We start from the raw sequence: 16734 nt of genomic DNA, 5'->3' as shown, positions 1-16734 counted from the left end.
GGCAATGCCAGGGCCTGCCAATGTCAGGGCCTGCCGACATCGGCAAGTGCCCGCCTCCTCCCTTGCCGACGACATCTGCACGGCTTGGCACGCTGGCGGATCGCCCGGTTGCCGTCCGACGGAAACGTCGGTCAGCCGCTGCTCAGGACGCGCCACTGCTCAGGGCGTGCCGCTGCTCAGGACGTGCCGGCGATCTTGATCGCACGTCCTGAGCAGACAGGCGCTATTGCGGCTTGAAGTCCGGCGCGCGGTAGATTTCCTTGCCGCGCCGGTACACCACCAGCTTCTGCAAGGTTACGGGATGAAAGAAGGCCTCGATGTTCTGGCCACCTTCGGTCCGGGCATAGACTTCGTAGCAGTCGCCTTCGATCTGGGTCTTCTGAACGGTCCAGCCCTCCAGCCAGGCCTTTTTCTTCAGTTCGCCCATCGGCTTCCAGTTCTCCACCGGGCCGGAGTCGCAGCGCACATCGCCGTGCGCGTGCGCCGCGGTGGACAGCAGCAGCGGCGCGACCGGAACAAGCGCGAGAACGAGAAGGCGGTTCATCGGGATCATGGCATACTCCTTGCCAGTTTCACTTTCCTGTAGCCGGCGCCGACGCGCAATGCCCAGGCAATCGCCAGCGGCGCCAGATGGATGATTGCCGGCAGCCAGTCCCGCTCCAGCAACGCCCAATGTAGCAACGCGATCAACAGGGCAGGATAGACGAGGCGCTGCACGGTTTTCCATCTGCGACCAAGCGCCCGCATGGCGGCGTCGAAACTGATGGCGGCCGGCGGCACCATCAGCCCCAGCGCCAGCCATCCCGTCCAGATGCCTGGCAGCGGCAGCTCGCCCAGCAGGGCTGGCAGCGACCCCATGTCGACGACATAAAGCGCCAGATGCACAAGGGCATAGGCAAATGCGGCAACACCGAGGTTGCGCCGGATCGCCAGCCAGCGTCGCAGGACGCGGTTGCCCCGGAAGGCGTCGGCCAGCGGCCCCGGCAGCATGGCGAGAATCATCAGCCGGATCGCCATTTCGCCGCTGGGGTGCAGCAAGTCCATCACCAGCGCCGACCCGGTGGCCAGTCGCGTCAGCATCAGCACCGCCGGTACGGCCAGCACACACCACAACAGATACCGGCCGACCCGGTTGATCATACCGCAGCCCAGCGTCGCAGCAGGTTATGATAGACGTGGGTCAGGCGATCGATGTCCGGGTCGTCCTTGGCCCGGCCGACCGACAGCGCCTGGATCGACTGATCGAGATCGAACAGCAAGGTCCGCGCCCGCTCGTCGGCCACCGCGCTCTGTATCCAGAAAAAGCAGCCGATTCGCTGGCCGCGCGTGACCGGCGCCACCCGGTGCAGGCTGGTGGAGGGGTAAAGCACCATGTCGCCCGCCGGCAGCTTGACGTCCTGCGCGCCGTAGTGGCCCTCGATGGTCAGTTCCCCGCCATCGTAATCTTCCGGCTCCGACAGGAAGATCGTGGCGGACAGATCGGTGCGGATGGTCAGATTGGCATCCGTCACCCGCATCAACGCGGCATCGACGTGCGTGCCATAATGGCCGCCATTCTGATACAGGTTGAACTTGGGCGGGTGGATGCGTTCCGGCAGCGCCGCCGAGATGAACAACGCATGTCCACCCAGCTTGCGCAGCACGTGGTTGCCCAGTTCGATGGCAACCGGCGACATGTCATTCAATTGCAGGTTCTGCTTGACCGCGATCGAGCGCGTTCCCGCCGTCCTGGCGCCATCCTCCCAAACCGCGCCGGACAGTGACTGCCTGAACCGGGCCACCTCGTCCTTGCCCAGCACATTCTCGATGACGATCAGCACGGCACGCCCTCCGCTCTGAACAGGCAGGCAGGGGTGATCGCCTTGATGGTCGGGCATCCGGACAGGGCCATGGCGATCTCCAGTTCCTCTCGCAACAATTTCAGCATGTGCGCGACCCCAAGGCTGCCGGCAACGGCAAGCGCATGAAGCTGCGGGCGGCCGATCATCACGGCGTTGGCGCCAAGCGCAATCGCCTTGAGGACATCGCTACCGGTACGGATGCCGCCGTCCATCAGAATGGTGGCGTCGCGGCCCAGCGCCTCCCGTACCGCTGGCAGGGCGTCAATGGCCGCCGGTGCCGCCTCCAGCGAGCGGCCGCCATGGTTCGAGACAATGATGCCGTCGAGACCGGCACCGATCAGCATCCGCGCATCGTCGGGATGACTCACGCCCTTGGCCAGGATTGGCAGCCGGGTCTGGCCGCGCAGCCAGTCGATGTCGCCAAGCTGCGGCGCATAGGCCATCACGCCTTGAAAGATGAAACTGTCGGCGCGCGTCAGACGCACCGGGCTGGTTGGGGCGAAGTCGGCGACGTTGACCGACGACACGGACTCAGGCAGCGCGAACCCCGCCTTCTGGGCGGCGACACCCTGCGGCTTCACGGGGGTGTCGAGCGTGACGACAAGAGCCTGATAGCCGGCCGCCTCGGCACGGCGGACCAGCGCCAGCGTCTGGTGTCGCTCGGGCTGGAAATAAAGCTGGAACCACAAGGGGCCGGCTGCGGCGCCGGCAATGTCCTCAAGCGGACAGGAGGCCAGCGTGCTGACCACCAGCGCGGTATCGAGCGCGCCGCGCGCGCACGCGACTTCACCCTCGGGGTGAACAAGCCGCTGAAAACCGATGGGCGCGAGCAGGACAGGATGGGCGACATCCTGCCCTAGCAGCCGGATTGCCGTGGTGCCGTGCCGGCACTCCACGAGCAGCCGATTGTAAACGGCAAGACGCTGGAGCGCGTTCCGGTTCGCCTCCAGCGCCTGCAATGATCCACTACCGCCCTGCAGCCAGGCCCAGACGGGAGGATCGACATAGCTCTGCGCGAGGCGGGCATAATCCTCCAGCGTCAGCAGATCGGCCGGAAGTGAATCCAGCTTGGCCTTGCCGCTGTTGATCATGCCCGCCCGCTCCGATCAGAACTTGCCCGACAGGGTCAGGCGCACCGTCCGCCCGTCGCCGAGATAGGCGAAACCACCCGAGCGGTAAGCCGCTGTGTAGTAGCGCTTGTCGGTCAGATTGAGACCGTTCAGCCGCAGACTCAAGTTCTCGTTGACCTTGAAGCTGACGAAGGCGCCGAAGGTCGTGTAGTCGGGAATGCGGATGTTGGGTTTGCCGAAATTCGGTCCCGGCACCAGCACCGTCGGACTGGAGTCAAGATCGGCGGTGTTGAGGGTCGCCGCCGAGTCCGGCTGGCCGGCGTACATCGCCGACTGGTAGGTGGCGGTGCCGCCGATCGCCAGCCGCTCGGTGATCTGGTAACGCAGCTGGGCGTCGACCGAGTTGTTGGCGAAGTTGGAGATGCGCTTGCCGACGTTGGTCAGCCCGGCCGCGATCTGCTGGGCGTTGAAGTTGTTGTCGATAGACTTCAGCACCTTCGACTTCATCAGCGATACGCTGACCTGGCCGCTGAGCTGATCGGTAATGTTGCCGGCCAGACCCAGTTCGACGCCGCGCACACGCAGCTTGCCCGAGTTCAGCGAGCCCGTGGCGACATAGCTGTTGGAGCCGCCCTCGAAGATGTTCTTCTTGACCGTCTGGAACAGTGCCGCGGTCAGCAGCAGCCTGTCGTCGAACAGCTCCCACTTGGTGCCAAGCTCAAGATTGTCCGACCGTTCCGGCTCGCCCTGGTAGACGACAGAGCCGGTGTCCGGGTCGGTCACCGTGCACAGGCCGCCGTAGCCGCAGTTGGTGCCGACGTCGGACTCGCCGCCATTGACATCGGCGCCGGTGGCCCAGGCAAAATAAACGATGCCTTCCTCGTTCGGTTTGAGCGCGATGCTGGCGTTGTAGCTCCAGATGGTGTCGCTGCTGTTGTAGTCCTGCGTCAGCACACCGGTGGTGGTGTTGTAGCTGCGCAGGCGGTAGTCATAGGCATCGAAACGCAGACCGCCGGCGATGGTGAGCCAGTTGGTGATGTCGATGCTGTCCATCAGGTAGCCCGCAAGGGTGTCGACCTGCCAGCGCAACGATGGCTGGGTGTTGCGGGTGATGCCGGTACGCTGCACCAGGTTGGTGTAGTTATCCAGCAGGTTGCCGGCGCCGTCGGTCACGCACCAGGCGTTGAGGGCGGTGCCGGAACCGTTGATGCAGTTGAAGCCGCCCGACGATGTGAACGAGTAGCCGCCCCCGGCGGTCCCACTGCGACCGTCGACGTTGTAGGTGGAGTACTCGACGCCGGCGACCAGATTGTGCTTGACGCCGCCGGTCATGAACTCGCCCACCAGGTTCAGCCGATCAGCGAAATAATCGATGTCCTGCCAGCCGGTACGGGTGTTGCTGATGCGGTAATCCACCGCGCCCGGCGCGGTCGGATCGTTGGCGCCGCGCGTGAAGCGGGAGACCTGCGACGCGATGTAGTTGCCGGTGGTACGGCCGTAGCGCGCTGCATTTTCGATCCTGAAGCCCTCCCAGGCTTCGATCCGGATGCGCCCGGTCAGGATATTGACCTTGGCGTTCTGGAAATCCTCCCGCTGGGCGTAAGGCGGAATGTCGCTGAAGGGTTTGCCGCCGTTGTCGAGATTGGCGATCGCCTGGCCGAGGTCGGCCCGATCGCGCACCGTCACGTGATAGTAGTCGGCCAGAACGCTGACTTTCTCCGACACGTCGGCCTTGATGGCCAGCGCCGCGCCGAAGCGCTTGCGCCGCGCAGGGTCGCGATCGGGGACATCCTCGTTGGTGTACAGCAGGTTGGCCCGCAGCGCGAGATTGTCGGACAGGCGCAGATTGCTGTCGATCGTCGCCCGCACATGGCTTTCGGTGCCGGCGGTGAGATCAACGTTGTGGAAGTTGTAGTCGGTGGTCGCCTGCTTGGAGATGGCGTTCACCGCCCCACCGGAGGCGCCGCGGCCGGCAAAGGTGGCACTGGGTCCCTTGGTGACTTCGATCTGATCGACCGCGAAGCTTTCCCGGGCCTGCAGGCCGGGGTCGAGCAGACCGTCGACATAGACGGCGCTGCGGGCCTCCTGGCCGCGAATGATGTAGCGATCGCCGAACTGGTTGCCGCCCTCGCCCGTGCCGACGGTGATACCCGGCTGAGCATCGAGGATTTCGCGGAAGTTGTTGCGACCTGACTCCTCGATCTGGGTTTCCGTCACCACGGTGATCGTCGCCGGCGTTTCAGCGAGCGGCTTCACGCGACGGGCGTCGCCGGAGCGCGCGGCCTTGTAGGGTGCGCCGGGCGTCGCATAGGGGTTCACATCGGCGGTGCGATCCTCGATCTTCAGCGTATCGAGCGCGATCTCGCCCTGGTCGGCTTCCTGCGCCGCCAGCGACGGCGCGAAAAACGCGGCAGAAACACCGATCGCCACCGCTGCCGTACCCTGGCGCAGACTTGCCGGCCGTCGGACCCCTGGCTTGACCCCATTCATGGCGATTTCCTTTCCTTAGTTGGTTTTCAGCGAATAATCGATCGGCAGCGAGAGCGTGACGCTGTCGCGCTGCATGGATGCGGGCATCGATGGCAGTGGCGCGACCTTGGCGAGCAGGGCGAGGGTCGCCTGATCAAGAAGCTCGTGTCCGCTGCTGCGTTTGATGGAAACGTTGGAGACGCCGCCATTGCGGTCCACGGTGAAGCGCACCACCACGACGCCCTGCTGGCGGGCCTGACGCGCCTCGACCGGGTAGGTTTTGCGGCGATTGAGGTGCGCGCTGATGAGGGCGAAATAATCCGCCTCCCGCTTGCGGGCACGCGGGTCATTGCCGGGCACCGCGCCGGAACCCGCGTTGGGTTCCGTGTTCGAGGCCGCCGCCGGGCTGACGGGTGCCGAGGTCGCCACAGCGGGGGAAGTTTCCGCGGCGGGCGGCGGGGGTTGCGGCTCGGATGGCGCCGGCGGTGGCAGCGTCACCGGATCGACGGGCAAAGGCGCACGCACCGGCGCGATCTTCACCGGCGGCGCCACGGGCTGTGGCGCCTTGTATTCCGGCCGCGGCGGCGTGACAGGCTGGGGCGATGCCACCGCCGTTTCCGGTGCCGCCTCGGGTGGCAGGTCGACCAGCACCACCGGTTCCGGGACAGGAGGTTCGGCGGGCCGAACCCATGCCAGCATCAGCGCCACGACGCTCACATGCACCAGCAGTGCCACCGAACCGGCCAGGGTCCACTGCTGCTGTTCATCCCGGGTGAGCGCCAGCAGGCTCATCGGGGCGCCCCAGCCTCCGCGCCCACCAGCGCGACATGGAGATAGCCCGCCGACCGCAGCGCGTTCATCGCGCCCATGATGGTGTCGTAGGTGATGCTCTTGTCGGCCCGCAGGAAAATGCGCTGCTCGCGATCGGCGTTGGTCGCCGCCGCAACGGCGGCGCCGAGTTCGGCGCGGGAGACCGGGCGCTCGTTGAGCAGCATCCGGCCATCGGCCTGGATGGACAGGAACACCGGTGTCGCCGGCCGGGGCGCCGGCTTCGCGGTGGACACCGGCAGGTCAACCTTGACATCGACCGTCGCCAGCGGCGCCGCCACCATGAAGATGATCAGCAGCACCAGCATGACGTCGATGAACGGCGTGACGTTGATGTCGTGATTGACCGGCAGGTCGTCGCTGGAATCGGATAGGCGGATCGCCATGACCTTACCCCTGCCCGATGACCACGGTTCCGCGACTGAGGTCGCGCGAGACAAGCCTGAGGATGGCGGCCGCCGTGTCGGAGACCAGGGCGCGGTGCGCCGCGATGCGACGGCTGAAATGGTTGTAGATGACCACCGCCGGAATGGCGGCCACTAGCCCCAGCGCCGTCGCCAGCAGGGCTTCCGCGATGCCCGGCGCCACCACGGCAAGGTTGGTGGTCTGCTTCTCGGCAATGCCGATGAAGCTGTTCATGATGCCCCACACGGTCCCGAACAGGCCGACGAAAGGCGCGGTGGCACCGATGGTGGCGAGGATATTGATGCCGCGGGTCATCAGGCGGGCGCTGGCCGCCTCGTAGCGCTCGAAGCGGGATACCACCCGCTCTTTCACGCCCTCGGCATCGGACAGCGCGTCGGCGGAAAGCTCCAGCTCCGTGAGCGCCTCGCGGATCAGCGGCGAGCCGGCCAGTGCCGGAATGCCGCTGGCCTGCGCGAGCGATCGCAGCGTGACCACGCTGTCATGCGCCGCGCGCTGAATGGCCGTCGCCTTGCGCAGTTCCATGGCCTTGGCGATGAAGACCGTCCAGGTGGCCACCGAGGCCAGCAGAAGGCCGATCATGACCAGCTTCACCACCCAGTCGGCCTGCATGAACATGCCGCCTACCGACAGGCTGGCGTGCACATTCTGCCCCACCGGACTCGCCATGGCGCCCGCGGGGATCAGCACGCCAAGCACCAGTACACCCCAGCCGCCGGACAACCGCCCCAACACTGCCGCCACTCTGACCTCCTCTACGCACGGTGAAATGCGAATTATTCGCAATACTATTCGCCGCGTCGCATTGGCATAGGGTGTGTCTTGTTGCAACTGATTTTTATGAACCAGATGTGACCGGGCAGGTCCGAAATAGAGTTCCGGCACGGCGCAGCCTGATCACAGGCCTGGGCACGCCTGGGTGCCATGCCGGGCGCTATTGTGCGACCACATGCCGCCCGATGTCGGGCCATGCTCAGTTGTCGGCGGCTGTCGGGGCGCTTGTGGTGTTCAGTCCTGCCGTCCGCCACCGGTCTGCCGAGCGAACAGGCCTGCCGGATCATGGCAGACGATCACCGAGTCCTCCCGGGCCAGACACAGCAGGGTCAAGCCGGCGTCTCGCGCCAGCCGCACCGCGAGGTCGGTTGGCGCCGACAGGGTTACGAGCATCGGAATGCCGGCCATCATGGCCTTGGCAACCAGTTCATAACTGCAACGGGCGGTCAGCAATGCAAAGCCGGATGCGCGGTCAATGCGGGCGCTGGCGAGCGCGCCGATCAGTTTGTCGAAGGCGTTGTGGCGACCAACATCCTCGCGCACCAGGCGCAGATCGCCTTGCCAGCCAACAAAGGTGGCGGCATGGGCGGCGCCCGTGGCCTGATTGAGCGACTGGCGGTCGCGCAGTGCCGTCAGCGCCCGGAAAATCACGTCCGGCATCACCGGACCCGGTGACGGGACCTTGCGCGCCGCAGGCACTGCCTGCTCAAGCTCGATCACGCCGCAAAGGCCGCAACCGGTCTGGCCCACCATGCCACGCCGCCGCTCGTTCAAACGTCCCGCCAGCCGGGCCGGCAGGTCGATCCGCACCAGCAATCCGGGGGACACCTCGCGCACCTCGACGTCCGCGATGTCGTCGAACGTATCCGCCAGGCCATCCGTCAGCGTGAATCCGACGGCAAAATCCTCGACATCCAGCGGGGTTGCCATCATCACCACATGAGCGACGCCGTTGTAGGTCAGCGACACCGGGACTTCCGCGATCATTCGGCGAACCTGGCGATCCGACGCCCTCGCGGTATCAGAAAACAGCTCCAGCACTTCGACGGCGGTACTGCCCTGCCCCATTTCGGTGCACTCGAACGTTCGCCCGTGAGCGGCCATGCCACACTCCTGTTTGCGCCAAAACTCCAGCACCTTAGAGGCTTGTTAATCGTTGTCGTACACTATGGCGCACGGTTGGGGGACCATCGCAAGGAGTCTTGCCATTATGTCGACCAACCGGGGCATCGTTGATCGGGTGCGTTTTTTTGGCATAAGTGAATCGGACTGTCAGCTGCTGCGCGCGGCCCGCGAGCGCATCGACAACCGTATCGCCCCGCTCCTCCAGTCCCTTTATGTGCACATGCTGGCGGAACCCGCCCTGGCGCCGATGCTGCACGGGCGGGTTGATGGACTGCAGAAAGCCCAGCACGCCCACTGGCTGACCTTGCTGGAAGGTCGTTTCGACGACGAGTATCACAACCGTGCAACCGCTATCGGGAACGCGCACGAACGCATCGGCCTGGAGCCGAAATGGTACATTGGCGCCTACGCCCGGGCCCTGGATGGCCTGACCGACATCATCGCTGGTGAAGCGCTGGCGCACCAGCCCGACGTGCTGGCGACACTCAAGGCCGTGCAGAAGGCAACGCTGCTGGACATGGAGCTGGCGGTGTCGGTGTACATCGAGGCCGGTCAGGCCAAACTCGATCGTGAACTTCAGGCCGTCGCCGACCGGATCGAGCAGGAGGTGCAGGGGGCAGTGTCTCTGGTCAGCGCGCAGGGGGAGACCATGCGGCAATCCGCCCATGCCATGGCAGGCGATCTCGCCGAAGCCTCCAGTGCCTCGTTGTCGATGGTCGACGCCGTGACCGAGGCCTCCTCCTATGTTCAGGGCTGTGCGGTCGCCATCGAGGAAATGACGGCATCGGTTCACGAAATCGCCCGCCAGGTTCACGAGGCGCGCGGCGTCTCCGGGAAGGTGTCGGCGGAGATCGACGCGATCACGCACACTGTCGCGCAGCTGGGCCAGGCCGCCAGCCAGATTGGCGAAGTCGTTCAGTTGATCTCCCAGATCGCCAGCCAGACCAATCTGCTGGCGCTCAACGCCACCATCGAGGCGGCACGCGCCGGCGAGGCCGGTCGCGGCTTCGCCGTCGTCGCCTCCGAGGTCAAGACGCTGGCGACCCAGACCGCCCAGGCGACCAAGAGCGTGCATGAGCAGGTGGGCTCGATCCAGTCGATCGCCGAGCGGGCTGCACAGGCCGTCGCCGCCATTGCCGATACCATCGAGCGCAACAACACGGTGACATCGACGGTCGCCGCGGCGGTCGAGGAGCAGAACCACGCCGGTGTCGAGATCAGCCGCAACATCCAGAAAGCCGCGCAAACCGCGCAGCGGGCCGCGGACGGTATGAGCAAGGTGGCCGGCGATACCCGGCGCTCAGGTTGCCAAGCCGAGAACATGGTCGGCAATGTCGCTGGTGTAAAGGACGGCGTGGATGTGCTGGAATCCAGGGTCCGGGACCTGCTGGTAAGCCTGAGGCGCTGATATTTCACAGGAACTTCAACAATCAGCAAACAGTCACACTGAGGTCACATTGCTGGAACACAGCCTCGGCATCAGTCACTTACCGAGGCACAGATCATGCGCATTGCAGTCGTTGGCACCGGCTATGTTGGCCTGGTTTCGGGCACCTGCCTTGCCGAGTTTGGCCACAGCGTCACCTGCGTCGACGCCAATCCCGAGATCGTCGCCAAGCTCAAGACCGGCGCCTCGACGATATATGAACCCGGTCTTGACGACATGCTGGCCCGCAACATCCGGGCTGGCCGCCTGGCCTTTACCACGGCGCTCGCCGAGGCGGTGAGCACCGCCGAGGCCGTGTTCATCGCCGTCGGCACGCCATCGCGGCGTGGCGATGGCCATGCCGATCTCACCTATGTTTACGCCGCCGCCCGTGAGGTCGCTGCCGCCGCGCCCGATGGTTGCGTTATTGTCACCAAGTCGACCGTGCCGGTGGGCACAGCGGCCCAGCTGCGCGCGCTGATCGCCGAAGTGGCGCCCGGCAAACGGCTGGAGGTCGCCAGCAACCCCGAGTTCCTGCGCGAAGGCTCGGCGATCCAGGATTTCACCCACCCCGACCGGGTGGTGGTCGGCGCCGTCGGCGATAACGCCCGCAAGGTGATGCGCGAGGTCTATCGACCGCTGTTCCTGCGTGACACGCCGATCCTGTTCACCTCAAGTGAATCGGCGGAGCTGATCAAGTATGCCGCCAACGGCTTCCTGGCGATGAAGATCAGCTTCATCAACGAAGTCGCCGACCTGTGCGACAAGGTCGGCGCCAATGTGCAGGACGTCGCCCGCGGCATCGGCCTCGACAAGCGCATCGGCGACAAGTTCCTCCACCCCGGCCCCGGCTATGGCGGCAGCTGCTTTCCCAAGGACACGCTGGCGCTGCTCAAGACCTCGGAGGACGCCGGCAGCCCGCTCAAGCTGATCGAGGCCACGGTCGCGATCAACGCCGCCCGCAAGAAGCAGATGGCCCAGCGGGTCATCGAGGCCTGCGGCGGTTCGGTGGCCGGCAAGGCGATCGCCGTGCTCGGGCTCACCTTCAAGCCGAACACCGACGACATGCGTGACGCCCCGTCGCTTGACATCATCCCCGCCCTGCAGGCCGCCGGCGCCAGCGTGCGCGCCTACGACCCAATCGGCATGGACCACGCCCGGCCGCTGCTGCCTGACGTTGACTTCGCGCAGGATCCCTATGAGGCCATGAAGGGCGCCGCCGCACTGGTCATCATCACCGAGTGGAACGAGTTCCGGGCGCTCGACCTCACGCACGTCAAGCGACTGCTGGCAGCACCAGTGTTCGTCGACCTGCGCAACATATACCGCCCGGAAGACATGGCTGAAGCCGGGTTTACCTACGTCTCGATTGGCCGGCCGCACGCCTGAGGCTTGACTGCCGGGCAGAGTTCAGTTGTCCCGCTGCCGTTGCCACACCGACACCGCCGTCGCTGCGCCGACGGCGGGCGGTGCACCGGTGGATGTCAGAGCGCGCGCAGCTTGGGCGTGGCCTGATCGAGCGACTTGCCAATGATGTCGACCAGCCGGTCGATCTCGGCGTGGGTGATGATCAGCGGCGGGCACATGACAATGGTGTCGCGGATGCCGCGCACCATCAGGCCGTTGGCGATGCACAGGTCACGCACCATCGGGCCGGCCGTGCCTTCCGCGCCGCCGAAGCGCTTGTTGGTGCCCTTCTCGGCGACGATCTCGACCGCGCCGATCAGCCCCAGCGAGCGCACCTCGCCGACCAGCGGATGGTCGGCCAGCCGCGCCAGCGCCTTGGCGAGATAGGGGCCAACATCCTCGGCGACCCGCTCCACCAGATGCTCGCGTTCCATGATCTCGATGTTCTTCAGTGCGACTGCCGCCGCCGCCGGATGGCCGGAATAGGTGTAGCCATGCACGAAATCGCCGCCCTTTTCCTTCAGCAGGGCGACGATATGGTCGGCGACGCCCACCGCCGAGATCGGCAGGTAACCCGACGACAGGCCCTTGGCCATTGGCACCAGGTCCGGCTTGACGCCGAAATGCTGATGGCCGAACCAGCGGCCAAGCCGGCCGAAGCCGCAGATCACCTCGTCGATGACCAGCAGGATGCCGTACTTGCGGCAGATGGCTTCCACCCGCGGCCAGTAGCCCGGCGGCGGGATGATGACGCCGCCAGCACCCTGCACCGGTTCACCGATGAAGGCCGCCACATTCTCCGGCCCCACCGCCAGAATGCGCTCCTCGATGGCGGCCGCCGCCCGCTCGGCGAATTTCTCGGGGTCCTCGCCGAAGGCCTCGCCGAACAGGTAGGGCTGCATCACATGCTCGACACCGGGGATCGGCAGGCCGCCCTGGGCGTGCATCGCCTTCATGCCGCCGAGACTGACGCCGGCGACGGTGGAGCCGTGATAGGCGTTCCAGCGGCTGATGAAGATCTGCCGCTTCGGCTCGCCCTTCAGCGCCCAGTAATGGCGGACCATGCGGAACACCGTGTCGTTGGCTTCCGAGCCCGATGAATTGAAAAAGACATGGGACAGGTTGCCGCCCAGCTTTTCAGCGATCTTGGCCGCCAGCAGGACGGCCGGCGGCGTCGCGGTCTTGAAGAAGGTGTTGTAGTAGGGCAGCTCCAGCATCTGGTCGTAGGCTGCCTTGGCCAGTTCGTCACGGCCATAGCCGACGTTGACGCACCACAGGCCGGCCATGCCGTCGAGGTAGGCGTTACCGTCGGCGTCATGGATGGTCGAGCCTTCCGCGCGGGTGATGATGCGGCTGCCACCCAGTTCCTGGAGCAGCTTGTAGTCGGCCTGGGCCGGTAGATGATGTTCAAGGTCCAGCCGGCGCAGTTCGGCGGCGTCGTAATTGCGAAGACGGGTCATGAAAAGACTCCTGACGGATACGGAGCGCCCCGCAGGACGCGAAAGGGCATTGAGGCGGCATGGGAGCGCGGCGCGAACAGGCCAGAACGCACCGCGGAGCCCGGCTCAGCCGAGCCGGGCGCTCATCGTGAAAAGGGCTTCATGCGCCAGATCATGGCCGCATCATACGCCAAGCGGGCCGCCGCGCAACACCCTGCCCATCAGACCAAAGAAGGCCTGGGAGTCGGGGTGTTGATCGGTATCCCACTCCGGGTGCCACTGCACCGCCAGCACCGGGGCGCCGTGCCGGGTACCGGAAAATGCCTCGACCACGCCGTCGGGCGCCCGCGCCTCGACGGTCAGGCCATCACCCAGCCGGTCGACACCCTGGAAATGCACGCTGTTGACCGTTGCCTGAGTTCGCCCCAGAGCTTGGGCGAGCGCCCCGCCCTCCCGCAACGTCACGTCGTGACCATGGGCGAACATGGCGTCATAGCCGACATCCGCCGGCGCGTGGTGGGCCAGCAGGTCGGGATGGGCCGACATATCGCGCCGCAAGGTGCCGCCGAACGCGACATTGAGTTCCTGAAAACCGCGACAGATGCCGAACACCGGCTTGCCGGCCCGGGTCATCGCCTCGACCAGATCAAACACCATGCGATCGCGGCCGGGATCGAACGGCCCGTCGGCGTCCTCGATCATCGGGTCATAGTGGGCGGGACTAACGTTGGAGGGACTGCCTGTGAGCAGCAGGCCATCGAGCCGGGGCGCCACCTCGTCGGCGCGCATCAGCTCCGGCAAAGCAGGCACCAGCAGACCGGCGGCGTCGGAGAAACGAAGGGCCGCCCGCACATAGCGATCGAGCACGGTCTGGGCGGGCACGCCGCCGACGTCGCGGGTGCAGCAGATGATGCCAAGGACAGGACGGGCGGTCATGGGCGGGATGATAGTCAGTGCTCGGTGTTCAGGCCATAGACGATCGACTTGCCGGCGATCAGGACAGCAGTACGGCCGGCGAGCAGGCATGCCACGCCAGCCACACCGGCTCGTCCCAGCCGAAGTCCTCCTGGTCCCAGCGGGTGAGGTTGGGCCGGATCACACGCACCGTGCGACCACTCTCCAGCCGCACTTCATAGACGGATTCACTGCCGAGATAGGAGATATGGGTGATCACACCTGGCGTCACGTTGGCGCCTTCCGGCGCGTCTTCCATCTTCGGCATTGGTCCGCCGTTGCGCTTGGCCAGCTCGATCTTTTCCGGCCGGATCGCTACCCACACCTGGGAATCGAGCGCGCCGGTGACACCGTGATCGAGGTAGATCGGGCAATTGACCTCCGGCACCGTCACCACCGCGTGGCCTGGTTCGTCGACACTCAGCCGCCCCTCGAACATGTTCACCGAGCCGATGAAGCCGGCGACGAAGCGGGAGTTGGGGAACTCGTAAAGGTCCGACGGCGTCGCCACCTGCTGCAACATGCCCCGGTTCATCACCGCGCAGCGGCAAGCCATCGCCAGCGCCTCGTCCTGGTCGTGGGTGACCATGATGAAGGTGATGCCCACCTTCTCCTGCAATTGCGCCAGCTCGAAACGCATCGCCTCGCGCAGTTTGGCGTCCAGCGCCGACAAGGGCTCGTCAAGCAGCAGCACCTTCGGCCGTTTGACCAGCGCGCGGGCCAGCGCCACCCGCTGCCGCTGGCCGCCGGAGAGCTGGTCCGGCATCCGCTCGCCAAAGCCCTCCAGCTTGACCAGTGCCAGCGCCTCCTCGACGCGGGCGCGTCGTTCGGCGGCGGGTACGCCGTCGATCCTGAGGCCGTACCCCACATTGTCGGCGACCGTCATGTGCGGAAACACGGCATAGGACTGGAACACCATGTTAATCGGCCGCTTGTTGGGCGGCACATGGCTCATATCGTGGCCATCGATCAGGATCTGCCCTTCGGTCGGCACCTCGAAGCCCGCCAGCATCCGCAGCAAGGTGGTCTTGCCGCAGCCCGACGGCCCCAGCAGCGCGAAGAACTCACCCTCCCGGATGTCCAGGTTGACGTCATCGACCGCGGTCACCCGGCCAAACCGCTTGGAGACGTTGCGGAAGCTGATGATGGTGCGAGGCTCGGTCGCGGGCGTGGTCTCGGTCATGCGAGGTCCATGGTTTTGGCGCCCATGCGGCTTTGCAGACGCAGGGCCAGGAAGGTGAGCAGGATGGTGAGCACGATCAGCAGCGTCGAGGCGGCATTGACCTCGGGCGTCACCGAGAAGCGCACCATCGAATAGACCTTCACCGGGAAGGTGATGGTGTCGGGGCCGGACGTGAAGAAGGTGATGACGAAATCGTCGAGGCTGAGCGTGAACGCCAGCAGCGCGCCGGACACCAGGCCCGGCTTCATGTGCGGCAGCAGCACGTCGCGGAAGGTCTGCCATTCGCCGGCGCCCAGATCCTTGGCTGCCTCCTCCAGTTCGCGGTTGAACGACGCCAGCCGCGCCCGCACCACCGTCGCCACGAACGGGAAGCAGAAGCTGACGTGGGCAATGATGATCGGGGTCAGGTTGAAAGGCCAGATCCAGCCGCCCGACCAGTTGAGGGTGCCGAACACGCTGTTGCCGAACCAGGCGAAGAAAGCCAGCAGCGCCACGCCCATGCAGATTTCCGGCACCACGATCGGCAACGCCATGGCGCCTTCCACCGCCGTCTTGCCCGGAAACCGGAAGCGCCACAGCATCACCGCCGCCAGCGCGCCGAGGACGACGCTGACCAGTGTCGCGATGAAGGCAATGGTCAGGGAATTGGCGAAAGCGATGAGCAGCGTGTCGTTGTTCAGTGCCTTTTCGTAATATTTAAAGGTGAATCCCTGCCAGACGATGTTGCGCCGGCTGTCGTTGAAGCTGAACACCATCAGCGTGATCAGCGGCGCATAGAGAAACACGAACACCGTCAGCAGCCACAGGCGCAGCGGCCAGCGACGCAGATACTCCAGCGGCGCGGGCGGTGTCCTGGCGGGCTTGGCGGAAACGGCCGTGCTCATGAGCGTGCATTCTCCCGTCGGTGCCGGGCGACAACCGCCTGAATGGCGATGGCGATGAAGGTAAGATACATCAGCAGAAACGACAGCGCGGCGCCGAACGGCCAGTCGTTCGCGCGCTTGAACTGGCGTTCGATGACGTTGGCGATCATCTGGCTGTCCGGCCCGCCCAGCAGGTCGGGCGTCAGATAGGCGCCAAGCGCCGGAATGAAGGTGATGATGATGCCCGAGACAATGCCCGGCATCGCCAGCGGCACCACCACCTTGAGGATGGTTTGGAGATGACCGGCGCCAAGATCGAGACTGGCCTCGATCAGCGAGCGGTCCAGCCGGTCGAGCGCGGCATAGAGCGGCAGTACCATGAACGGCAGGTGGACATAGATCAGCCCGAAAATGACGGCGAAATTATTGTAGAGCAGCTCCATCGGCTGATAGGGGCCAAGGAGCTGATCGAGCCCGCCGAGCTGCCAGAACCACTCGACGGTGGCGTTGACATAGCCATTGGTCCGCAACACCGCGATCAGGGCGTAGGTGCGCACCAGCAGGTTGGTCCAGAACGGCAGCATGATCAGCAGCAGCAGCCAGCCGCGCCATTTCTCCGGCGCGAAGGTGATGGCCAGCGCCACCGGGAACCCCAGCACCAGGCAGAACAGCGTGGTGAGCGCCGCCACCCACAGCGACTTGCCGAAAATCTGCAGGTACAGCGGCTCCAGCGCGCGGGCGTAATTGGCGAAGGTGCCGGTGATGGCGATGTCCTTCAGCCCGTCGTTCTGGCCGAAGCTGAACAGCCAGACCAGTGCGAGGGGAGCAAGGAAGAACAGCACCAACCAGGCCATCGGCGGGATCGCGATTGCCGCGAAAGCCTGCTTTGCCCGGTTCCAGCTCTGTTCCATGGCCCTGCCCCTCGCCCTGGT

16 protein-coding genes are annotated in these 16734 nt (G+C 65.5%); 2 read left to right on the top strand and 14 right to left on the bottom strand.

Annotated features, from left to right (window positions below):
* Nucleotides 1-223: 223 nt before the first annotated feature.
* From ABU113_RS01460 to fdhD, 9 genes are all read right to left on the bottom strand, one after another.
* Nucleotides 224-553 carry a PepSY domain-containing protein gene (locus ABU113_RS01460; protein ID WP_454557687.1) on the bottom strand — a complete coding sequence of 110 codons (330 nt, stop codon included), beginning with the start codon at nucleotides 551-553 and terminating at the stop codon, nucleotides 224-226.
* Nucleotides 550-1140, bottom strand: a complete 591-nt coding sequence (locus ABU113_RS01455) for a ferric reductase-like transmembrane domain-containing protein (protein WP_454557686.1) — start codon at nucleotides 1138-1140, stop codon at nucleotides 550-552. Before ABU113_RS01455 ends, ABU113_RS01460 begins: the two co-directional genes overlap by 4 nt.
* On the bottom strand, nucleotides 1137-1820 hold the full coding sequence (locus ABU113_RS01450) for a Fe2+-dependent dioxygenase (RefSeq protein WP_454557685.1): 684 nt from the start codon (nucleotides 1818-1820) through the stop codon (nucleotides 1137-1139). Before ABU113_RS01450 ends, ABU113_RS01455 begins: the two co-directional genes overlap by 4 nt.
* The gene (locus ABU113_RS01445; RefSeq protein ID WP_454557684.1) at nucleotides 1814-2932 is read right to left on the bottom strand and encodes an alpha-hydroxy acid oxidase; all 1119 of its coding nucleotides are present in this window, start codon (nucleotides 2930-2932) and stop codon (nucleotides 1814-1816) included. Before ABU113_RS01445 ends, ABU113_RS01450 begins: the two co-directional genes overlap by 7 nt.
* 15 nt (nucleotides 2933-2947) lie before the next feature.
* Nucleotides 2948-5401 (bottom strand): TonB-dependent receptor, encoded by a 2454-nt coding sequence (locus ABU113_RS01440; RefSeq protein ID WP_454557683.1) that lies wholly within the window; start codon nucleotides 5399-5401, stop codon nucleotides 2948-2950.
* Between the two features lie 15 nt (nucleotides 5402-5416).
* A complete protein-coding gene (locus ABU113_RS01435) occupies nucleotides 5417-6172 on the bottom strand; it encodes a TonB family protein (RefSeq protein ID WP_454557682.1) in 756 nt (251 codons plus the stop codon).
* On the bottom strand, nucleotides 6169-6594 hold the full coding sequence (exbD, locus tag ABU113_RS01430) for a TonB system transport protein ExbD (protein WP_454557681.1): 426 nt from the start codon (nucleotides 6592-6594) through the stop codon (nucleotides 6169-6171). Before exbD ends, ABU113_RS01435 begins: the two co-directional genes overlap by 4 nt.
* A 4-nt stretch (nucleotides 6595-6598) precedes the next feature.
* Nucleotides 6599-7375: a tonB-system energizer ExbB gene (gene exbB, locus ABU113_RS01425; protein WP_454557680.1), complete on the bottom strand. Its 777-nt coding sequence runs from the start codon at nucleotides 7373-7375 to the stop codon at nucleotides 6599-6601.
* A 264-nt stretch (nucleotides 7376-7639) separates the two neighbouring features.
* The gene (fdhD, locus tag ABU113_RS01420; RefSeq protein WP_454557679.1) at nucleotides 7640-8392 is read right to left on the bottom strand and encodes a formate dehydrogenase accessory sulfurtransferase FdhD; all 753 of its coding nucleotides are present in this window, start codon (nucleotides 8390-8392) and stop codon (nucleotides 7640-7642) included.
* Between the two features lie 223 nt (nucleotides 8393-8615).
* Between fdhD and ABU113_RS01415 the strand changes: the two genes are divergently transcribed.
* Together ABU113_RS01415 and ABU113_RS01410 are read left to right on the top strand one after the other, a co-directional pair.
* Complete coding sequence (locus ABU113_RS01415) at nucleotides 8616-9938, top strand: protoglobin domain-containing protein (RefSeq protein ID WP_454557678.1); 1323 nt, start codon at nucleotides 8616-8618, stop codon at nucleotides 9936-9938.
* Nucleotides 9939-10034: 96 nt separating this feature from the next.
* Entirely contained in the window at nucleotides 10035-11345 is a 1311-nt protein-coding gene (locus ABU113_RS01410; RefSeq protein ID WP_454557677.1) for a UDP-glucose dehydrogenase family protein, read from the top strand.
* 95 nt (nucleotides 11346-11440) lie between these two features.
* On the opposite strand, the gene ABU113_RS01405 is transcribed toward ABU113_RS01410, so the two are convergent.
* From ABU113_RS01405 to ABU113_RS01385, 5 genes are all read right to left on the bottom strand, one after another.
* Nucleotides 11441-12823: an aspartate aminotransferase family protein gene (locus ABU113_RS01405; protein ID WP_454557676.1), complete on the bottom strand. Its 1383-nt coding sequence runs from the start codon at nucleotides 12821-12823 to the stop codon at nucleotides 11441-11443.
* Between the two features lie 162 nt (nucleotides 12824-12985).
* The gene (locus tag ABU113_RS01400; RefSeq protein WP_454557675.1) at nucleotides 12986-13738 is read right to left on the bottom strand and encodes a gamma-glutamyl-gamma-aminobutyrate hydrolase family protein; all 753 of its coding nucleotides are present in this window, start codon (nucleotides 13736-13738) and stop codon (nucleotides 12986-12988) included.
* A 58-nt stretch (nucleotides 13739-13796) separates the two neighbouring features.
* On the bottom strand, nucleotides 13797-14939 hold the full coding sequence (locus ABU113_RS01395; RefSeq protein WP_454557674.1) for an ABC transporter ATP-binding protein: 1143 nt from the start codon (nucleotides 14937-14939) through the stop codon (nucleotides 13797-13799).
* Nucleotides 14936-15823 (bottom strand): ABC transporter permease, encoded by an 888-nt coding sequence (locus ABU113_RS01390; protein ID WP_454557673.1) that lies wholly within the window; start codon nucleotides 15821-15823, stop codon nucleotides 14936-14938. Before ABU113_RS01390 ends, ABU113_RS01395 begins: the two co-directional genes overlap by 4 nt.
* Nucleotides 15820-16713 (bottom strand): ABC transporter permease, encoded by an 894-nt coding sequence (locus tag ABU113_RS01385; protein ID WP_454557672.1) that lies wholly within the window; start codon nucleotides 16711-16713, stop codon nucleotides 15820-15822. The genes ABU113_RS01390 and ABU113_RS01385 overlap by 4 nt, the downstream gene beginning before the upstream one ends.
* Nucleotides 16714-16734 lie beyond the last annotated feature (21 nt).

It is taken from the genome of Parapedomonas caeni (assembly GCF_041060555.1).
Classification (GTDB): domain Bacteria; phylum Pseudomonadota; class Alphaproteobacteria; order Sphingomonadales; family Sphingomonadaceae; genus CAUJIW01.
The sequence above is the reverse complement of the archived record's forward strand: the minus strand, read 5'-3'. Positions and strand labels throughout refer to the sequence as shown.